This window comes from Pedobacter sp. AK017, from assembly GCF_014200825.1.
Lineage (GTDB): Bacteria > Bacteroidota > Bacteroidia > Sphingobacteriales > Sphingobacteriaceae > Pedobacter > Pedobacter heparinus.
This window is the reverse complement of record NZ_JACHCW010000004.1, coordinates 278519-298140: the sequence shown is the minus strand read 5'-3', so window position 1 is coordinate 298140 and position 19622 is coordinate 278519. Positions and strand designations below refer to the sequence as shown.

Genomic DNA, 19622 nt, shown 5'->3' with positions numbered 1-19622 from the left:
TCTAAATAACAGTTATATACCTAAACTCCAGCCCTTACGATATTCGCGTTTCACGTACTGGTTTACTTCATCAAAATTTGTAACCTTTAAATTTTCTTTATCCCAGATCAGCTTAATGTCCCTGCCCGGATAAGCAATTTTACCATCAGCTTTTGGCCTGGGAACGTCAGTACCCCTGATAGCCAGATTGGCAATCAAAAGGGTTTCTGTGAGTGGCCCGGCAATATCAAACGGAGAACTTAGCTCTATTTTACCATAACCGGCAATAGCCGCTTCGGCCCATTGTGTATAATGCCCATCAACATCGCCCGGAACACGTGCAAGTGTCTTTTTGGTATGAACCTTATCGTTGCGTGATAACGGCAATAATTTAGGGTTTGCCCCATATACCCCACACATCATTTTTCCTTTAGTACCTTCAAAAAGCACCCCGTTGTCGCCAAATGTTTCGTTTGGCGACAGCTCTTCGGGCCTTTCAGGTTTAATGCCACCATCCATCCAGTGCAGTTTAAGGTTACCTTTTGTTTTTTTTGTTTTCTCAAAGTTCATGATCACATGACTTGAAGGAGGGCAGCTATCCGGATAATAACCTCTCTTAAATTCGTCCAGATACAGGGTTCCCACGCTGCATTGTACATCCAGCGGAGTACCCAGCCCCAGTACCTTAACAGGAGGTTCAACAAGGTGCGCGCCCATATCTCCTATTGCACCGGTACCATAATCCCACCAGCCCCTCCAGTTAAACGGAACAAGCTTTTCTATATAAGGTTTAAACGGCGCAGTCCCCAGCCACAGGTCCCAGTCCAGTGTTGAAGGAATTACACCAGGTGTAGATGGCCAAAGTAAACCCTGAGGCCATGTTGGGCGGTTGGTCCAGCAATAAACTGTATGTACTTTACCGATTACACCGGCATCAAGCCATTCCTGAAGCTGACGCACACCTTCACCAGATGAACCCTGGTTTCCCATTTGTGTAACTACCTTATACCGTTCAGCAGCTTCTCTCAGTTTACGCGCTTCATAAATATCATGTGTCAAAGGTTTTTCCACATAAACATGCTTGCCCAGCTGCATTGCAGCCATCGCAATCAGGGCATGGTTATGGTCCGGAGTAGAAACTACTACAGCATCAATACGCTTTCCTTCTTTGTCCAGCATTTCCCTGTAATCTTTATAGTATTTCGCTTTTGGAAAGTTCTTAACCGTAGTAGCAGCCCTTGCATCGTCTACATCACATAGAAATGCAATTTCAGATTTACCCCCATTATAAATTTTGGCAATATTACTTTGTCCCTTTCCTCCAACACCAACAGCTGCAACCATTAACCTGTCACTGGGCGCTAAAAAACCCTTACCACCCAATACATGCCGGGGCACAATCATAAATCCTGCTGCCGCCAGTGCAGTGGTCTTGATAAAATTTCGTCTTGAATTACCTGCTGTTAAATCTTTTTTATCTACAGTCATAATCTGTTTATAATTACAATATTTATTATTTCTTTTTACTCAGGTCCTTAATCCTGATGTTTTTAAACTGTACCGGTGAACCATGTCCCAGAAAACCGATATGTCCGCTTTCACGTAACAAACCCGGATGTGGCTTTCCATCAGCCGCACCATTTTTTCTTGCATCAGTAATGTCCCCGTCCAAAATCACAGTTCCATTCAGGATCACCTTAATTTTAGGCCCATTCACTACAACTTCTTCATAATTCCACTCGCCAACAGGTTTCAGAAAACCTCTTTTTGCAGGGAGAGTTCCATAAACAGAACCGTGGTACTGATAAACATGCAGGTTTTTATACATCGGTGCCTCATTGTCAAGTATCTGCAGCTCCATACCTTGATAAGCAGCATCCCCTGTCAGTGGTGCCCTGATCCCCAACCCATTGTTTGCACCAGGTGTTAACTGAAATTCAAAGCGGAATATAAAATCACTGAATTCTTCCTTGGTAAATAAATTACCTCCAGATCCTTTTCCTGGTCTCGGGCGAATGGAAATGTTTCCATCTTCAATGATATAATCTGTTGTATTTCCGGTCCAGTTGTGCATATTGGTACCATCAAACAGTACTTTATAACCTTCTTTCTTCTCCTGGGCACTCAATTCAAAAGGTTTTACACGGGGAATTTCCCTGATGTATATGTCACGATAGGCCACAGGCGATCCATGTGCCTGCAGTTCTATCTGTTCTTCTGCAAAGATTGGAAGATTTCTGTCCCAGTAATTCTCCAAAATCACATTGTCCGTTACCAGTTCTCCGTTTAAATAAACGGTAACCCTATCACCTTTCATTAAAATACGGAAGGTATTCCATTCATCCAGCTTATTGTCGGCAACCTTAAGGGGTTTGCTCTCATATACTTTATTGTTGTATAATCCACCGGAACCTACCTGTGCTCCGGATTTTACCCTGGCAGTATCCCAGATCTGTACTTGCGGCGAACCACGAAGATAGATACCAGCATCTCCGTTACCTTTTTTGTCATCTATAATTTTCCAGTCTACCAGCATTTCAAAATCACCATATTGCTTTACAGTGGCCAGGTTATTTCCATGGCTCATAAAATGCAGTTCACCACTCATCGGTTTCCAGCTTTCTTTTGCTTCGGCGTCAGCCTTTACCTGTGCATCGGCCAGGGTCTTGGCATCCATTTTCGATCTTTTTATCGGATTCTCCACCAAACCTTTCCATCCGCTCAGGTCAGTTCCGTTAAACATCGATACAAAACCTTCTCCTGCAGGCATTTCTGCAAGGTATTTACGCATGGCTTCCTTCTGATACTCGCTGTCACCTCCTTTTATTGTACCAATCGCTTTATTCAGCAGGTCTTTTACAATGGTTCCCCTGTATGATTTATCAGCCAGCGCAACATTCATTACAGTATTGGCAGCGGCCTGCTGCAAAGTCTGGTTGTCAAGGTATCTACCCGCAAATAATAAAGTATTGAAACACTTTGCCTGCTCGGCATCTTTTAATATTTGCTGTTGCTGTACTGGTGTTTTAGCTACGATCATGGCTTCGCGCAGCACCAACAAGCGCTGCTCAGGTTTATATTTTGCAGCCCTTACCAAATTCAGGTAGCCCTCAATTGCCTGATCAAGGTAAGCAACATTGCTGGGCTGGCGACTGATCCTGATCAGTTCAGGTATTGAACCGGTATCTGTCCATGACGACAAAGCCACAATTGCAGCCTTTTTAGTTTCTTCATTACCGGTATTAAACGCTTCAGAAACTGCTTTTAATGATTTGTTACCACCTATGCTGCCCAGTATTTTATAAAAAAGATCTTTTTTATCTCCAGGAGCAGCAGCCATTTGCTGTAATACCATATCAGCTTGTTCATCTTTATTTTTACTGCCTTTCAGGGCTGAGATAATTGCCTCCTGTACATTAACCAGGGCCGTCTGATCCTTTGTCTCATTCAGTAAAGTAAACAACTGCGGCAGGTTATCGCTGGCCACCGTTTGCTTTAAAGCAGCAAAAGCAGCCTGCCTAACTTCAGGCTTTTTACTTTTCAGCAAGCTATATATGGTGTTTAACTGTCCATTTGCCGATTTCGAAGCGAGCACATTGATCAGAGCTACCTGAACCTCTGGTTTTGCTTTGGGGATAAAAGCGGCAATTTTTGCATTGATACCCTCTCCTTTCATTCTTAAAATTGCATTGGAAACTGCAGCAATATCATTTGCATCACCTTTTCCCATTATTTTAAGCAAATCTTCCAGTGCCTGTTCCTGGCCAATGTTGCCGGCAGCTGCAATTGCAGCTGCTCTTACCCCCTGGTCCTTATTTTTAAACAATTTAGTTATTGAAGGTAGTACCGAAAGAGTTTTGCTCTTGCCCAGCATATTGATAATGGCCACCTGAGTAGCAGGATCAGCTTTGGTAACTTTTCCGGCCCAAAGCTCAGCTGTTGCAGGAGTAAGGGTTGGTAAAGCAAATTTTAATGCAGCAGCACGGTATTCAAAGTTTTTATCATCCATTGCGCCCAGTAAATATTCATTACTTTGGGCTTCACTAAAACCGGAAACAATCTTCAACGCAGCTGTACGCACATGTACCTGCTCGTCGGCAGTTGCTTTTTCAAGTATCTTTTTTGCAATATTATTGGCAAGCTCCTTATTACCATTTTTCATCAGCTGTTCAGCATAGATCAGGTAAGCCGCAACAGCATTTGTATTTTCATACTTAAATCCACTTTTTTCGGCGGCTGCAGCCATTACAACTTCAGAAGCAGGATCGGCAATATAAGCCAGGGCGTATAAAGACATTTTGGCCAGGTCATTGTCACCTGTTGTTAAAGCAGCAATAGGTTTTGCGGCATCTTTAGCCCTGATGTCTCCAAGCGCCTCTACTACTGAAAGTTTAGCGGTGCCGCTGGTTTTAGTCAATGCCGCTAATAAGGCCGCTTTGGCCGCAGCTGAATTGATTTTTACCAGGGCACGTGCAGCAGGATCAGCCAGCTGTGCATCTGTTAAATAAGGCTCCAGACAAGCTATGGCATCATCTTTACCAACCAGTTCAAGCTGGCTGATCACAAATGATTTATTTTGTTTATCGGTTATTTTGCTTAATGCCTTACAATAAGCATTTACACTCATTTTTCTCCAGGCTTCCTGTCCCGTCTGGCTAACATAGCCTGAAAATCCGCCTATCGCATATTCCAGCAAGGCGTTATTGCCCTTACCCGGAGCAGTAAGCCCGGTAATCAGGCTTACATAACCATCCTCACCTATCTGCGCAATTTCCAGCATATTGGCCTTCAATTGCTTGGCATCCCTTGCAGGTAATTGCGCCAGCAAATCTGCAATCCTGGTCGTAACGGTACGCTGGTCTGTTTTATCCTGTGCAAAAGCAGCACTTTGCAGCATTACCGCAGCAATCAGAATAAAGAATATCTTTTTGATCATTATAGTAAGAATAAGATGTTATTTAAATTATTTTAAAAGAAGTTAAATGGTAAAAGGGGCACGCATTACCGGATTAATTAATCTGTTTGCACCCTCATCATCAATAAATTCCTGCTTAATTGGATCAAATTTCAGGTTACGGCCCAAACGTAAAGCCGCAAGGCCAATATTAATGATGTTACAGGAACGGTGTCCATTTTGCTCATTTAAAGCAAATTGCTGTCTGGTTCTTACGGCCTCACTAAAATCCGTCATTTGTGGGGCAGGATCAGGAAATGCTGCCAGTTTACGTTCCAGATCCGGAATATCAGATTTGAATCCAGGATACAATTTACCCTTCGGTCCTTCTATATAAGCTACGTTGGCATCTTTCGCCTCACCATCTAAAACAATCTGGCAACCATCAGCATACGTATAAGTTATTTTACGCCATGTCCCTACGGCATCGGGATGTTGTTGAGGGGCATCAATTTCAACAGAGACCGGACTGGTGTCATCCTTTCCTAAAAAGTACTGAATGGGATCAATATAATGTTGCCCCATGTCACTCAACCCCCCACCATCATAATCCCAATATCCCCTGAAAGTCTGGTGCACCCTGTGTGTACTATAAGGTTTATAAGGCGCAGGACCCAGCCATGCATTGTAATCCAGCTCTGCCGGAACTGGTTCCGGAGGTAAATTATCTTTGCCTACCCAGAAAAATTTCCAGTCGTACCCGGTATGCCGGCTCACCGTAACTTTTAATGGCCAACCTAACAAACCACTGTCAACCAATTTCTTAACCGGTTTTACGGTAGTTCCCAAACCATAAAAATTATCTTTAAAACGGAACCAGGTATTCAGACGGAAGATCCGCCCATTTTGTTGTACCGCCTCCATTACCCTTTTTCCCTCGCCGATGGTATGCGTCATTGGCTTTTCACACCAGATATCTTTACCTGCATTTGCAGCATCAACGGCCATAATACCATGCCAGTGTGGCGGAGTTGCGATGTGTACAATATCCACTTCCGGCAGCTTAATCAATTCACGGTAATCACTAAAGGTTTTTACACCTTTATCCAACATAGGCAATGCTTTGGCAATATGTCGTTTATCTACATCGCAGATGGCCACTACCTGTGTGCCGTCATAGGCAAAATGGTTACGACCCATGCTGCCAACACCTATAACGGCCTTGGTCAACTTGTCACTTGGGGCAATAAACCCCTGTCCGCCAAGAACGTAACGGGGAACAATGGTAAATGCGGCCACTCCTACCGCAGTCTTTTTAATAAAATCTCTTCGTGAGTTTGGTTGGTTAGGTTTCATATATGATTTGTGTGTATATTCAGGTTTAATCATAATTTTTATTTAATACTCAGTAAGAGTAAAACAATCTGGCTATATAGACTGTAATATTAAATAAAATTGATAAATCAAATCAAATTGCCAGAACACTTAAATCGTGTACGGTAACAAATTTTATCTTTTTCAAATTTATTATAATAATATAAAAAACATAATAATTATTAATACTTAATAAATTTATATTTTAATATTAGAGCTATTAAACATTAAAATAACAAATACAACAGCGATATTTTCCTATTTTATGTGTCTTCTTTTAACATTCATATTATTTTAAACACGTTTATCTTACTATGGCATTCATCGATTACTACAAAACACTCGGCATAGATAAAACAGCATCTCAGGATGAGATTAAAAAAGCCTACCGTAAGCTGGCCAGGAAATACCACCCCGATCTAAATCCCAACGACAAGGAGGCAAATAAACTTTTTCAGCAGATCAACGAGGCTAACGAAGCGCTAAGTGATCCCGAGAAGCGAAAAAAATACGATGAATATGGCGAAAACTGGAAACACGCCGATCAATATGAACAGGCAAAACAGTCCCGGTCGCAACAACATAGTTATCAGGGATCCCAAAATCCTTTTGGCGGAGCTGGTTCTGGAGCTTACACTGCGGAAGATTTTGGTGGAGGCGATTTTTCTGAATTCTTTGAATCCATGTTTGGTAGAAGCGGGGGCCGGCAAAACCGGACTGACATCAAGTATAAAGGACAGGATTATCAGGCCGAACTGAAGCTTAATCTTACAGATGCATACAAAACCCACAAGCAAACCTTAACTGTAAATGGTAAAAATCTGCGCATCACCATTCCGGCAGGTATAGCAGACGGACAGGTAATCAAGTTGGGGGGACAGGGCGGCCCGGGTAAAAACGGCGGCCCCAACGGCGATCTGTACATTACCTTTAATATTGCTGAACACCCCGTTTTCAAAAGGTTGAACAATGACCTGTATGCCAACCAGGAATTAGACCTGTATACAGCTGTGCTTGGTGGCGAGGTAACAACAACAACCTTTGATGGAAAAGTAAAATTAAAAGTGCCCGCCGGAACACAAAACGGAACTAAAGTCAGGTTAAAAAACAAAGGCTTTCCCTTATATAAAAAGGATGGCGAATTCGGCAATCTCTTTATTACCTATACCATAAAAATTCCCACACAACTTACCGAAAAGCAAAAAGAACTGTTTAAAGAATTACAAAACCTGGATCAAAAATAAGCAGCTATGGAAACTGAATTCATCACCATAACAGAGTACTGTATCAATTACAATATTGAACCTACCTTTATTAACCTGCTGGAAGAATCGGGTATCATTACCCTTACCATTATCAATACCGAAAAATACATCAGTTTAGCACAGCTTAACGAACTGGAAAAGTATGTCCATTTTCATTATGACCTTCAGATCAATATCGAAGGCATAGATGCCATCCTTCACCTGCTCCAAAAGGTCAACCAGATGCAGGAAGAAATCCGGGATCTCAAAAAACAATTGCGACTGCACGAATCTTAAGCTATACATAAATCGGGACATCTATCCAGATTGTCCCGATTAAAACTTTAAACTTAATTTTTATCATATCCACCTAGAAATGACAAGTTTATAGCTTAACGCTGTGCAATGAATTATTTATTACCTTTTCCTTATAATTACACAGCTAATTAATACGATCCAAATTTAGAAAGCCCAAACTAAAGTTTACAAACAATACAAATAATCCGACAATAAGCTCAAAATAAAACAAAGTAACCATACAATATTCCAAATGATGAAATATTATTTCATCATTGCCAATTTTTATTTGCTTAAATAAAAAAATAGCGCTTATTTGTATAACCAAACAAACTTCAGCAACTATATGATGCGCACTACACCGTTTTTTATACTGGCTCTGCTCCTGCATTCCATCACAGTCTTCCCCCAACAGAAACTTGATGAGAACATGTACTTCAAGAAATTACCAAACGGACTTGAGGTATTAGTGGTGGTAGACAATACCATCCCTATGGCGACCATCGAAATTGCCTGCAGAAATGGTTCATTTACTGAAACTAACCAATTCAATGGCTTAAGCCATCTTTATGAACACCTCTTCTTTAAGGCCAATAAAGATTATCCGGATTATCAAAGTTTCGACAAAAAGAGCAATGAACTGGATATTAACTCAAATGCAACTACACGTGAAGAAGTGGTCAATTACTTTTTTACCCTTCCCTCTGCCAATCTGAAACCGGGATTAAAATTTATGAATTCAGCCATCCGTTATCCTAAATTTAATAAAGAAGATATGCAGATGGAGAATGAAGTGGTAAATGCTGAATTTACACGCCAGGAGTCAAATCCAATGTTTGCACTAATAGATGCCAACAAAAAACACATGTGGGGTGCCGATTATTCACGGAAAAACATAATCGGGAACCACGATGTGATCCTGTCGGCCACACCATCCAAAATGGATTCCATTAAAAATAAATATTACTGGCCCAACAACGCTGTACTGGTTATAGTCGGCGATGTAAAAGTTAACGAAACTTTTAACGCAGTAGATGAAATCTTCAGCAGCTGGAAAGCCTCTCCATTCGATCCTTTTAAAAAATGGCCTATCCCTGAATTTAAGCCTATCCTTAAAAACGATTATTACATCCTCGAAACAGATAAGACCCAGGTGCCCTATATGCTGTTCAGCTGGCATGGGCCAGATACCAGAAATGATATCCCCGGAACCTATATTGCCGATGTATTCTCCTTCATTGTAAACCAGAATGGTTCAAAACTGAAACAAGCATTGATCAATTCAGGCCTGGCACAGGTAGCAGAGGTAAACTATTATACACAAAAATATACCGGTCCCATCAGCTTGATGATTAGCCCCAACCCAGCCAGAGTCAAAGACTGTTATGAAGAAGCTTTAAAACAGATTGCACTTTGGGATGAAGACGATTACCTTTCCGACCTTCAGATAGAGCGTGCAAAACGCCTGCTTTCCATTGATGCAATAGAACGCCGTGAAGTAGCTGCAGATTATGCGCATACTCTTTCTTTCTGGTGGGCATCTGCTTCTATAGATTATTATACGCATTACGAAGAAAATTTAAACAAAGTTACCCGAAAAGACCTGCTCGATTACGTTAAAAGGTATATCAAGGACAAACCTTACTGTGCAGGGTTATTGATCCATAAAAACAATGCTGTTACGGTGAAGCCCCAGGAATTCTTTAAATCAACCAATTAAACCCATGACAAAATTCTATATATTATCTATTTGCCTTATCTTTTTCCTATTCAACGTTAAAGCACAGCACAAAGCTGTTTCATTTGAGGTAAACGGACTAAAAGTTATTCTCAGGCAAACGCAAAAAGAAACGGTCAGCATGAGCATGTACTTCAGGGGTGGGGTAATGAATTATAGCCCTCAGCAGGCCGGCATAGAGAACCTCGCACTGGCGGCAGCGGCTACTTGCGGTACAAAAAACTATAAAGTAACCGATTACCAGGAGCTGGCCGATGAATACGGGATAAGAATTAACGGTTCATCCACAACAGATTACGGGACAATCAGCATGGATTGTATTTCCAAATATTTTGAACAGGGATGGAAACTATTTTCGGATGCAGTACTCAACCCTGCTTTCGACAAATCTGAATTTCAGACTACAAAGGAAAAGATAGTTTCGGGTATTTACCAGCGCTTTTCCAATCCCGAACGCAGAATAGAACAGATGTCCATGCAATCCATATTTTATGGCAGCCCCTATAGCACAGATCCCATGGGTACGGATGCAACAGTTAAAGGCTTTACGGCCGATAGTGTAAGCCACTATTACCATACCCAGCTGCTCAATAAAAATAAAATGTTTCTGGTTGTTGCCGGACGCATCAGCCCCGAGGATCTGGAAAAAAAGATCAGCCTTGCATTTGCTTCGCTTAAGGCGGCCCCGTATACACCAGTGGCATACACTCCGAAAGTAATTGAAGGCGAACACCTGGTTACCGAACAACGTAACCTCGCTACCAATTATATGAACTGTGTCCTGAATGCCCCTGCTGTAAGTAATCCCGATTATTATCCTTTTATGCTTGCTGTTAATGCTTTAAGTGGTAATATGTTTCATGAGATCAGGACTAAACAGGCATTGTCTTACGCCCCGGGTGCCAGAATAAAAAAGCAGCAAATGCCATATATCACTATGTATGTAAGTACTACACAGCCTAAAAAATCATTTCATGCAATGGCAGGTGTATTCAGGAGCATTAAGGCAGGGAATTACAGTCAGAAATTTCTAGACGCCATTAAAAAGGAGCACCGCCTCCGTTACTACCTGCACCAGGAAAGCTCAAGCGACATTGTGGAAGACCTTGGAGAAGCAGAAATACTTGGCGGATACCAGATGCTGGAAAACATGGTTGCGAATATAGATAAAGTTACACTAAGCGATATGAACACCGCTTTCAATACCTATACAAAAGGTGCAATCTGGCTTTATCTCGGCGATGAACAGTTGGGCCGGGAAGCATTTAAATAACCAGCGGTCAACGAATACACCTTACATTTCATAATGCCTTAACATAGCAATGATATTTTTGTTAAAAACAAAAATACCATGAACAGCATTTTTAATTTCTTTAGCCCGAAAGACAAAGTCTTCCAGCCTTTATTTGAACAGGCCGGAAATAATCTGGTTGATATTTCTGAGGCACTGGTCAATGCAGTAAATGCTCCCGACCAAAAAAAAAGAAAAGAATATATCAGGGAAGTTGAAAAACTGGAACAGGCCGGAGATGACATTACACATTCTGTTTTTATGGGCCTGGGCAAAACATTTATTACTCCTTTTGACAGGGAAGATATCCATGCGCTCATCAGTTCGCTGGATGACATTGCCGACTATATTTACGCTGCCGCAATGAATATTGACCTATACAATATTAAAGCTATAAACACAGCCATGATCAACCTGGCCGAACTGCTGCTCGAAATGTGCACAGACCTGAACAAAGCCATAAGGGAGCTCCGCAGTTTCAAAAATACTGCCCTCATTGCCGAAGTATGTTTAAGGATAAATGCAGGTGAAAGCCGGGCCGACCGCATCTGCAATACTGAAGTAGCCAGTTTGTTTGACAATGAACAGGATGCCATTGAACTGATCAAACAAAAGGAAGTCTTGCAAATGCTGGAAATGGCCAGTGATAAATGCGACGATGCAGCCAATGTGCTGGAAACCATTTTAGTCAAAAATGCATAGAACTATTCTATGATTATCCTATTTTTGTGTTTCATCTTATGAAACCATTCCTGCACTTATTTGATTTTTCGCAAAAAATAAACTACAAAACAGAGGTCCTGGCGGGATTGACGGTAGCGATGACCATGATGCCCGAATCCCTGTCTTTCGCTATACTTGCCGGTTTACCACCATTGTCTGGTTTGTACGCAGCCTTTATCATGGGTTTGGTAACCTCCGTTTTTGGTGGCAGGCCAGGCTTAATCTCCGGAGGTGCAGGGGCAACTGTCATTGTACTGATCGCACTGATGAAATCACATGGCCTGGATTATGTATTTGCCGCTGTCGCCATGGCAGGACTGTTTCAGTTGGCGGTAGGCTTGTTTAAACTTGGAAAGTTTGTACGCCTCGTGCCACAGCCTGTTATGTTTGGTTTTGTCAACGGCCTCGCCATCGTCATTTTCATGGCACAGCTGGAGCAGTTTAAGGTAAATATAAACGGAGAACTGGTCTGGATGAGCGGAAAAACCCTGTACGTAATGCTGGGTCTGGTTACTTTAACCATTGCCATCACCATTTTGTGGCCAAAAATAACCAAAGCCATTCCCGCCTCCCTGGTAGCCATTCTTGCTGTTTTTGTGCTTGTATTGGGTTTTAATATAGATACCAAAACGGTTAAAGATATAGCCGCAGTTGACGGGGGCTTTCCTCCCTTTCACATCCCGAAAGTCCCATTTACTTTCGAAACCCTGCAGGTCATATTTCCCTATGCCTTAATTATGGCGGCTGTGGGCTTAACCGAAGGACTTTTAACCTTAAACCTGGTGGACGAGATTACCGGTACCCGGGGAAATGGAAATAGAGAATGTCTGGCTCAGGGTAGCGCAAACCTGCTTAACGGCTTTTTTTATGGGATGGGGGGCTGTCCCATGATCGCACAGACACTGGTTAACCTGTCTGCCGGAGCCAGAGCCCGTTTGTCTGGCATTATTGCCGCTATAACCATTCTGATCATTATTTTATTTGGTGCTCCATTGATAGAAAAAGTACCTATGGCAGCCTTAACGGGTGTAATGATCATGGTAGCTATCGGTACTTTTGAATGGATGAGTTTCAGGATCATCAACAAAATGCCGCGGCAAGATATTTTTGTAGGCATTTTAGTTGCCCTGATTACCGTCTGGCTGCACAACCTGGCTTTGGCAGTGCTCATCGGTGTTATCATTTCTGCACTGGTTTTTGCCTGGGAAAGTGCCAAAAGGATCAGGGCAAGAAAATATACAGATGAAAACGGTGTAAAACACTATGAACTGTATGGCCCTTTGTTTTTTGGTTCAGTAGCCGGATTTATGGAAAAATTTGATATTACCAATGATCCGGAAAAAGTGGTCATCGATTTTCGGGACAGCAGAATTGCAGATATGTCTGGCATAGAAGCCCTGAACAAACTTACTGAACGGTACAGAAAAACGGGAAAACAACTGCAGCTGAAACATTTGAGTAGTGATTGCAGACTGCTACTCAAAAATGCCGATGGGGTGATTGCAGTCAATATTTTGGAAGATCCGATCTAACGATTGTTGGCAATAAATTTGTTTTTTCAAAAAAACCATTAAGTTTGCAACATGAAATATCTGGTTTTATTATTCACCATATATGTAATGGCCCTTCTGGCATGGCCATGCTGTGGTAGTGAAACCAGCCTTTCTTCTGAGCATGAAGACTTATGTTATGAATCTGCCGATGCCCGGCAGCAGGACAAACACGAAAGTCCTCACCCCTGCTCACCTTTTTTTCATTGCAGCAATTACCACTCATTTGTTGCCGCACCTGCGGTAAATAAAATACTGTCTGTGCTGGCTGGAGAACAAAACACCAGCTTCCCTGAATACAAAGCCTGCCCGGTGATCTTGTTTCCCGGCGATATCTGGCAGCCTCCTCAATTGGTTTAAAATATCCTTATTCTGACCCAGTAGTCAGATCCAATTTATTATTTACCAATGTAATTATATAGCCAATTCGGTTATACATCTGCACTATAAAAATTAATTATGTTTAACAGGATTATTTTATTCTCCATAAAGAATAAATTAGCAATAGGCATTATGACCCTGGCCCTGGTGGTCTGGGGAATCTATTCCTTAACACAATTACCGATTGATGCGGTACCCGACATTACCAATAACCAGGTACAGATCATTTCACAGGCCCCTAGCTTAGGTGCCCAGGAAGTGGAACAGTTCATCACTGCGCCTATCGAACTGGGCATGGCCAATATCCCCAATGTGATAGAGAAACGGTCCATATCCCGCTCCGGCATATCGGTGATCACCATTGTTTTTGAAGACGATACCGATATTTACTGGGCCCGGCAACAAGTTGCTGCCCAGTTAAAAGAAGCAGAAAACAATATCCCGGCCGGATTGGCAGAACCTACCCTTGCCCCCATTACAACCGGACTTGGTGAAATTTACCAATATGTACTGCACACAAAAAAAGGTTATGAAGACCAATATACGGCCACCGATTTAAGGACTTTGCAGGACTGGGTGGTGCGCACCCAGCTGGCAGGCACAAAAGGGGTAGCAGAGGTAAGTGGCTGGGGTGGTTATGTAAAGCAGTACGAAATTGCCCTCGACAATGAAAAACTCAACGCCAGTAACGTCACCATTTCGCAAATTTATGCCGCACTCAAAAACAACAATGAAAATACCGGAGGCTCGTATATTGAGCAGCAAAGCAATGCCTACACCATAAGGGGCATCGGGCAGGTGAAATCATTGGACGACATTGAAAAAATAGTGGTCAAAAATGCCGGGGGTGTACCCCTCCTCATCAGGGATATCGGATCGGTACAGTTTGGAAGCGCTACACGCTACGGTGCAGTAACCAGAAATGGCACCGGTGAAGTAGTGGCAGGGATCACCTTGATGCTGAAAGGCGAAAACTTTAACCAGGTGATCAAAAATGTAAAGGAAAGAATCGCCCAGATCCAGAAATCCTTGCCGGAAGGTGTAGTAATTGAACCTTATATAGACCGTACCGAACTGGTCGGCCGATCGATCAGTACCGTTCAGAAAAACCTGATCGAGGGAGCCCTCATCGTTATATTTGTGCTCCTGTTACTATTGGGTAACTGGCGGGCAGGTCTGATTGTAGCCTCGGTAATTCCATTATCTATGTTGTTCGCTTTTGCCATGATGCGGCTTTTTGGCGTTTCGGGTAACCTGATGAGCCTTGGAGCAATAGATTTTGGCTTGATTGTAGATGGTGCTGTAATCATTGTAGAAGCCATTATTTTCCGGCTTACGGAAAGTAAGCTGTTTAAAGGTACGCTGCGACTGAATCAGCAGCAAATGGATCAGGAGGTCTTTACAGCCTCTTCAAAAATAAGGGCCAGTGCTACTTTTGGCGAAATCATCATCCTTATTGTATACCTTCCCCTGCTCTCACTGGTAGGGATTGAAGGAAAGATGTTTAAACCTATGGCTGAAACCGTGGTTTTTGCCATTGTAGGCGCTTTTATCCTGTCGCTAACCTATGTACCCATGATCAGCGCCCTGCTCCTGAGTAAAAACACTGAACATAAAAGAAACATATCTGACCGGATCATGGATGGCTGCAAAAACATCTATAAACCACTGCTCGAAAAGACGCTTGGGTTTAAAAAGATCGTTGTCACAATTGCCATGATCTGCTTCGCTTGCACCTTATGGTTATTTAGCCGGATGGGTGGTGAGTTTCTGCCACAGCTCGAGGAGGGTGATCTGGCCGTAGAGATTGCCATGTCACAAGGCACCTCGCTCACACAGGTGGTAGAAACCTTCGGCAAAGCCGAAAAGATCCTGAAGAATAAATTTCCCGAAATAAAACAAGTGGTCACACGCATTGGCAGTGCAGAAATCCCTACAGACCCCATGCCTGTTGAAAGGGGTGATATGATGGTGGCCATGCTGCCGAAAAGCGAATGGACCTCCGCAAAAACCAAGGAAGAGATGACCGAAAAAATGGAAGCGGCACTTTCCATATTGCCTGGCGTAAATATAGAGATCACCCAACCCATGCAAATGCGCTTTAATGAGCTGATGACCGGGGTAAGACAGGATGTTGCTGTTAAAATTTATGGGGAAGACCTCGATGTACTGGCGCAGCAGGCCGCTAAGGTTGCAAAACTGATTGCTCCGGTAAAGGGGGTCAGCGAACCTTTTGTAGAACAGGTTACAGGGTTGCCACAGGTGGTGGTCACTTACGACAGGGATAAGATAGCACAGTATGGGTTAACCATTGGCGACATCAACAACATTTTAAAAACTGCTTTCGCAGGTGATGTAGCCGGAGTTGTATTTGAAGGGGAAAAGCGTTTCGACATGGTAGTTCGCCTGCAGCGCGACCTTCGCGAAAACATTTCCAGTATTGAGAATTTATATATCCCACTCCCCTCAGGCAATAAAGTACCCTTAAACCAGGTGGCAAAAATAGAGCTGAAGGATGCCCCTGCCCAGATATCCCGTGAAGATGGGAAAAGACGAATCTATGTAGGTTTTAATGTGAAAGGCAGGGATGTGGAACGCACAGTAGCGGAAATACAGCAGGTACTGGATGCCAGACTGAAGCTTCCTCCAGGGTATTACCTCACTTACGGCGGACAGTTCCAAAACCTGAAGGAAGCTAAAAACAGACTTTCAGTAGCCGTTCCTGTAGCCATGCTCCTCATCCTTGGTCTGCTTTATTTTACTTTCAGGTCCGTCAGCCAAACCATTCTCATTTTTACCGCAGTCCCTCTATCTGCCATAGGCGGGGTATTGGCCTTAATGCTCAGGGGCATGCCTTTCAGCATCTCGGCAGGCGTTGGTTTTATTGCCTTGTTCGGGGTAGCGGTATTGAATGGTATTGTGCTCATCTCTTATTTTAACCAGCTTAAAGAAGAAGGGATCACCGATGTTTATAAACGCGTAATGCAGGGTACGGCAGTCAGGTTAAGGCCCGTAATTATGACTGCAGCAGTCGCCTCACTGGGATTTTTACCCATGGCCCTTTCCGGAGGTGCGGGGGCTGAAGTACAAAAACCACTGGCTACAGTGGTAATTGGCGGGCTGCTTTCAGCAACTTTACTCACTTTATTTGTACTGCCCTGCCTGTACATCCTGGTTACTGACCGCAAAAAAATACAAAATAATATCATGAAGCCTTTAGTGATCATCTTTCTTTTATTCGGAGGATTGACATTTACCAACCAGGCAAAAGCTCAGCAAGCACCCCTCTCGGCAGACAGTGCCGTAGCATTGGCATTAAAAAACAATTTGCAGCTGAAATCTGCCGGTTTGTCTGTGAGCCAATCGAAAGCCAAACAAAAAACAGCTTTTGACCCGTCTAAAACTGCTTTCACCATCTCACAGGATCCTACCGGCGGGGGCAGTAACGACAACTCCATTTCCGTCTCCCAAAACTTTGCCTGGCCCGGATTTTATAAAAATCAAAAAAGGGTGCTGAGCAGCGAGACTGGTTTAATGGAAAAATCAGCAGATTATACCCGTGCCGAGATCAGCAGGGATACCAGACTTGCCTATTATCATTTGCTTTACAGCATAAATATGCTAAAGGTACTGGAGCTGCAGGATAGTATTTATAAGCATTTTATCCGTAAATCTGAATTGAGGTACAAGGTTGGGGAAACTTCCAATCTTGAGCTGATCACCGCCAGAAACAAATACCAGGAGGTGCAGGCACTGAAAAAATCGGCAGCAGCAAACCTGGCTACCCAACAGCTCAACCTTCAGCAGCTGCTGAACTTAAATACCGGTATCCTCCCTTCAGAAAAAACACTCCCCATCCTTACTTTAACACAGGATGGAACGGGCACCGAAAATACAGCTGCAGGCAATCTGCTCAATGCTGTTTACCAGCAGCAGGTCGAGATTGCCAAAGCAAAAGTAGAGCTGGAGCGTTCGCGTACCATGCCCGATCTGACATTTGGCTATGCGCAACAGTTTGTCATCAAATCTTTCGACCCCGCAAATATCGGACGTACCTATACGCCCGGCACCAGGATAGCTGGCCTGCAGTTGGGCATTGCAGTCCCCCTCTTCAATGGTGCAGGACGGGCAAGGATAAACAATGAAAAGATTGCTGCACAGATCGCCGAAACAGATTATCAGCGCATACAAAACCAGCTGAACACACAATACCAGCAGGAAATGCAAAATTATGCCCAGCATAAAGCTATGGCCGATTATTTTACCACCGAAGGGTTAAAACAGGCAGAAGAACAAATCCGAATTGCACAGGTATCCTATGACCTTGGAGAGATTGGCTATATCGAATTCATACAGAACATGTCACTCGCCGTACAAAGCAAGCTCAATTATCTTCAAACGGTTAACCAACTGAACCAATCCGTTATTCAATTACAATTTTTAAAAGGGAATTAAGCAGATGAATACAATAGCCTATATCAAACGAAATATTACCAGGATTTTTTGTGCAATCCTTGTCATGACCATCATCAGTTCCTGTGGCGATACGGCCAAAACACCTGAAGCAAAAGCCGAAGATGCCCATGAACAGGGCGGACATGAAGAGAGCGAAGGACTGGAATTAACACAGGAACAGCTAAATGCAGTGGGCATTGTAATTGGCGGTATCACACAAAAAAACCTGACCGAAGTGGTAAAATCAAGCGGACAACTGGCTGTCCCACCTCAAAATGCGGCTCAGATCAATGTACTTTCCGGTGGCATCATCCGCAGGATCAATGTTATAGAAGGCCAAAAGGTTAAAAAAGGACAAGTGCTTGTTACCATTGAAAACCAGGACCTGATCCGGCTTCAGCAAGACTATCTGACCGCAAAGGGTAGTTTTAGCTATATAGAGGCCGAATATACCCGCCAGCAGCAGCTCAAGGCCGCCAATGCGGGTACCGGAAAAGCGCATCAGCAGGCCGAAGCCAATTACAATGCAGAACGGGCCAAAATTAAAGCACTGGAACGCCAGCTGCAGCAATACGGTATTTCTGCCAGTCGCATTAGCAGCGGAAACATCACCTCTCAGATACCTGTAACCGCACCTATCAACGGTACAATAGGAAAAATCAATGCCGAAACAGGTTCTTATGCACAACCAGGGGTATCCATTATGGATATTGTAGACAATTCTAAAATACATGCCGACCTCATCGTATTTGAAAAAGACCTGTCTAAAATTAAAGTCGGCCAGCGGGTCGATTTTCAGCTAACCAATCAGAAAAATGAACAGATCGAAGGGGAAATCTATGGCATCAACAAGTCCTTTGAAAATGACAGCAAGGGCGTAGTGGTACATGCTGTAATTAAAAAACCAGGTACCAACCTCATCCCCGGAATGTATGTAACCGGACTGATCGGTGTAGGAACCTCCATGAGTAATGCTGTTCCTGTTGATGCTGTGGTACGTACTGAAGGCAAAGAATTTATCTTTATTGTAGACACCGGTGCCGGAGCTGCGGATCATCACAAAGAAGAAAGTTCTGTACATTTCAGAAAAATAGAAGTAAGCACCGGTGTTGCCGAACTGGGCTATATTCAGGTCAATCCACTGCAAAAATTACCTGCCGATGTCAGAGTAGTTATCAAAGGGGCCTTTTATTTGCAGTCTAAATCCTCCGGCACATCAGAACATAGTCATTAATGTCGCACATTATGGTAACAGAAATAGAAAACAGGCTCAAAGCAAGAAAGATCAACCCAACAGCCATGCGATTACTGGTATTGGAGTTTTTAATCAGACAAACTGCTGCCATCAGTTTAAATGACCTGGAAAAAGCCATGGCCCCTTCAGACAGGATCACACTATACCGTACCTTAAAAACCTTCGAAGAAAAAGGCCTCGTCCATAGTATAGAAGACGGTACAGGGGCCACCAAATATGCACTTTGCGAAAAAGATTGTGATGGCGAAAGCCATCACGATCTTCACGTTCATTTTTACTGCAGTACCTGCAGAGAAACCTTTTGCCTGCCCGACACCCGTATCCCTGAAATGAACCTGCCCAATGGTTTTGAAAAAGAGGAAATGAACCTGATCATTAAAGGAATGTGCGAACGTTGTAACACGCCCACTTTGCAATAGCATTGCATCACTATAGGCTTTA

The 19622-nt window shown here is 43.1% G+C and carries 13 protein-coding genes; 10 read left to right on the top strand and 3 right to left on the bottom strand.

Annotated elements, in window-relative coordinates; genetic code table 11:
- Window positions 1-12 precede the first annotated feature (12 nt).
- From HDC92_RS07740 to HDC92_RS07730, 3 genes are read right to left on the bottom strand one after another with little or no spacing between them, the layout of a single operon-like run.
- Entirely contained in the window at window positions 13-1467 is a 1455-nt protein-coding gene (locus HDC92_RS07740) for a Gfo/Idh/MocA family protein (protein WP_183873531.1), read from the bottom strand.
- Between the two features lie 25 nt (window positions 1468-1492).
- Window positions 1493-4915 (bottom strand): family 16 glycoside hydrolase, encoded by a 3423-nt coding sequence (locus tag HDC92_RS07735; RefSeq protein ID WP_183873529.1) that lies wholly within the window; start codon window positions 4913-4915, stop codon window positions 1493-1495.
- A gap of 42 nt (window positions 4916-4957) precedes the next feature.
- On the bottom strand, window positions 4958-6229 hold the full coding sequence (locus HDC92_RS07730) for a Gfo/Idh/MocA family oxidoreductase (protein ID WP_015808485.1): 1272 nt from the start codon (window positions 6227-6229) through the stop codon (window positions 4958-4960).
- A gap of 332 nt (window positions 6230-6561) precedes the next feature.
- Here HDC92_RS07730 and HDC92_RS07725 point away from each other — a divergent pair, with 332 nt between their 5' ends.
- From HDC92_RS07725 to HDC92_RS07680, 10 genes are all read left to right on the top strand, one after another.
- Window positions 6562-7491 carry a DnaJ C-terminal domain-containing protein gene (locus HDC92_RS07725; protein ID WP_183873527.1) on the top strand — a complete coding sequence of 310 codons (930 nt, stop codon included), beginning with the start codon at window positions 6562-6564 and terminating at the stop codon, window positions 7489-7491.
- A 6-nt stretch (window positions 7492-7497) separates the two neighbouring features.
- The gene (locus HDC92_RS07720; protein WP_183873525.1) at window positions 7498-7788 is read left to right on the top strand and encodes a chaperone modulator CbpM; all 291 of its coding nucleotides are present in this window, start codon (window positions 7498-7500) and stop codon (window positions 7786-7788) included.
- Between the two features lie 316 nt (window positions 7789-8104).
- Window positions 8105-9508: a M16 family metallopeptidase gene (locus HDC92_RS07715; protein ID WP_255484481.1), complete on the top strand. Its 1404-nt coding sequence runs from the start codon at window positions 8105-8107 to the stop codon at window positions 9506-9508.
- 4 nt (window positions 9509-9512) lie between these two features.
- Complete coding sequence (locus HDC92_RS07710) at window positions 9513-10799, top strand: M16 family metallopeptidase (RefSeq protein ID WP_183873523.1); 1287 nt, start codon at window positions 9513-9515, stop codon at window positions 10797-10799.
- A 78-nt stretch (window positions 10800-10877) separates the two neighbouring features.
- Window positions 10878-11519 carry a DUF47 domain-containing protein gene (locus HDC92_RS07705; protein ID WP_015808490.1) on the top strand — a complete coding sequence of 214 codons (642 nt, stop codon included), beginning with the start codon at window positions 10878-10880 and terminating at the stop codon, window positions 11517-11519.
- Window positions 11520-11557: 38 nt separating this feature from the next.
- The gene (locus HDC92_RS07700; RefSeq protein WP_183873521.1) at window positions 11558-13072 is read left to right on the top strand and encodes a SulP family inorganic anion transporter; all 1515 of its coding nucleotides are present in this window, start codon (window positions 11558-11560) and stop codon (window positions 13070-13072) included.
- A 51-nt stretch (window positions 13073-13123) separates the two neighbouring features.
- Window positions 13124-13450 (top strand): hypothetical protein, encoded by a 327-nt coding sequence (locus HDC92_RS07695; protein WP_183873519.1) that lies wholly within the window; start codon window positions 13124-13126, stop codon window positions 13448-13450.
- A gap of 99 nt (window positions 13451-13549) precedes the next feature.
- Window positions 13550-17926, top strand: coding sequence for a CusA/CzcA family heavy metal efflux RND transporter (locus HDC92_RS07690; RefSeq protein WP_183873517.1), 4377 nt, complete (start codon window positions 13550-13552; stop codon window positions 17924-17926).
- A gap of 4 nt (window positions 17927-17930) precedes the next feature.
- Window positions 17931-19160, top strand: coding sequence for an efflux RND transporter periplasmic adaptor subunit (locus HDC92_RS07685; RefSeq protein ID WP_183873514.1), 1230 nt, complete (start codon window positions 17931-17933; stop codon window positions 19158-19160).
- Window positions 19161-19171: 11 nt separating this feature from the next.
- Window positions 19172-19600, top strand: a complete 429-nt coding sequence (locus HDC92_RS07680) for a Fur family transcriptional regulator (protein ID WP_036674625.1) — start codon at window positions 19172-19174, stop codon at window positions 19598-19600.
- Window positions 19601-19622: the final 22 nt, after the last annotated feature.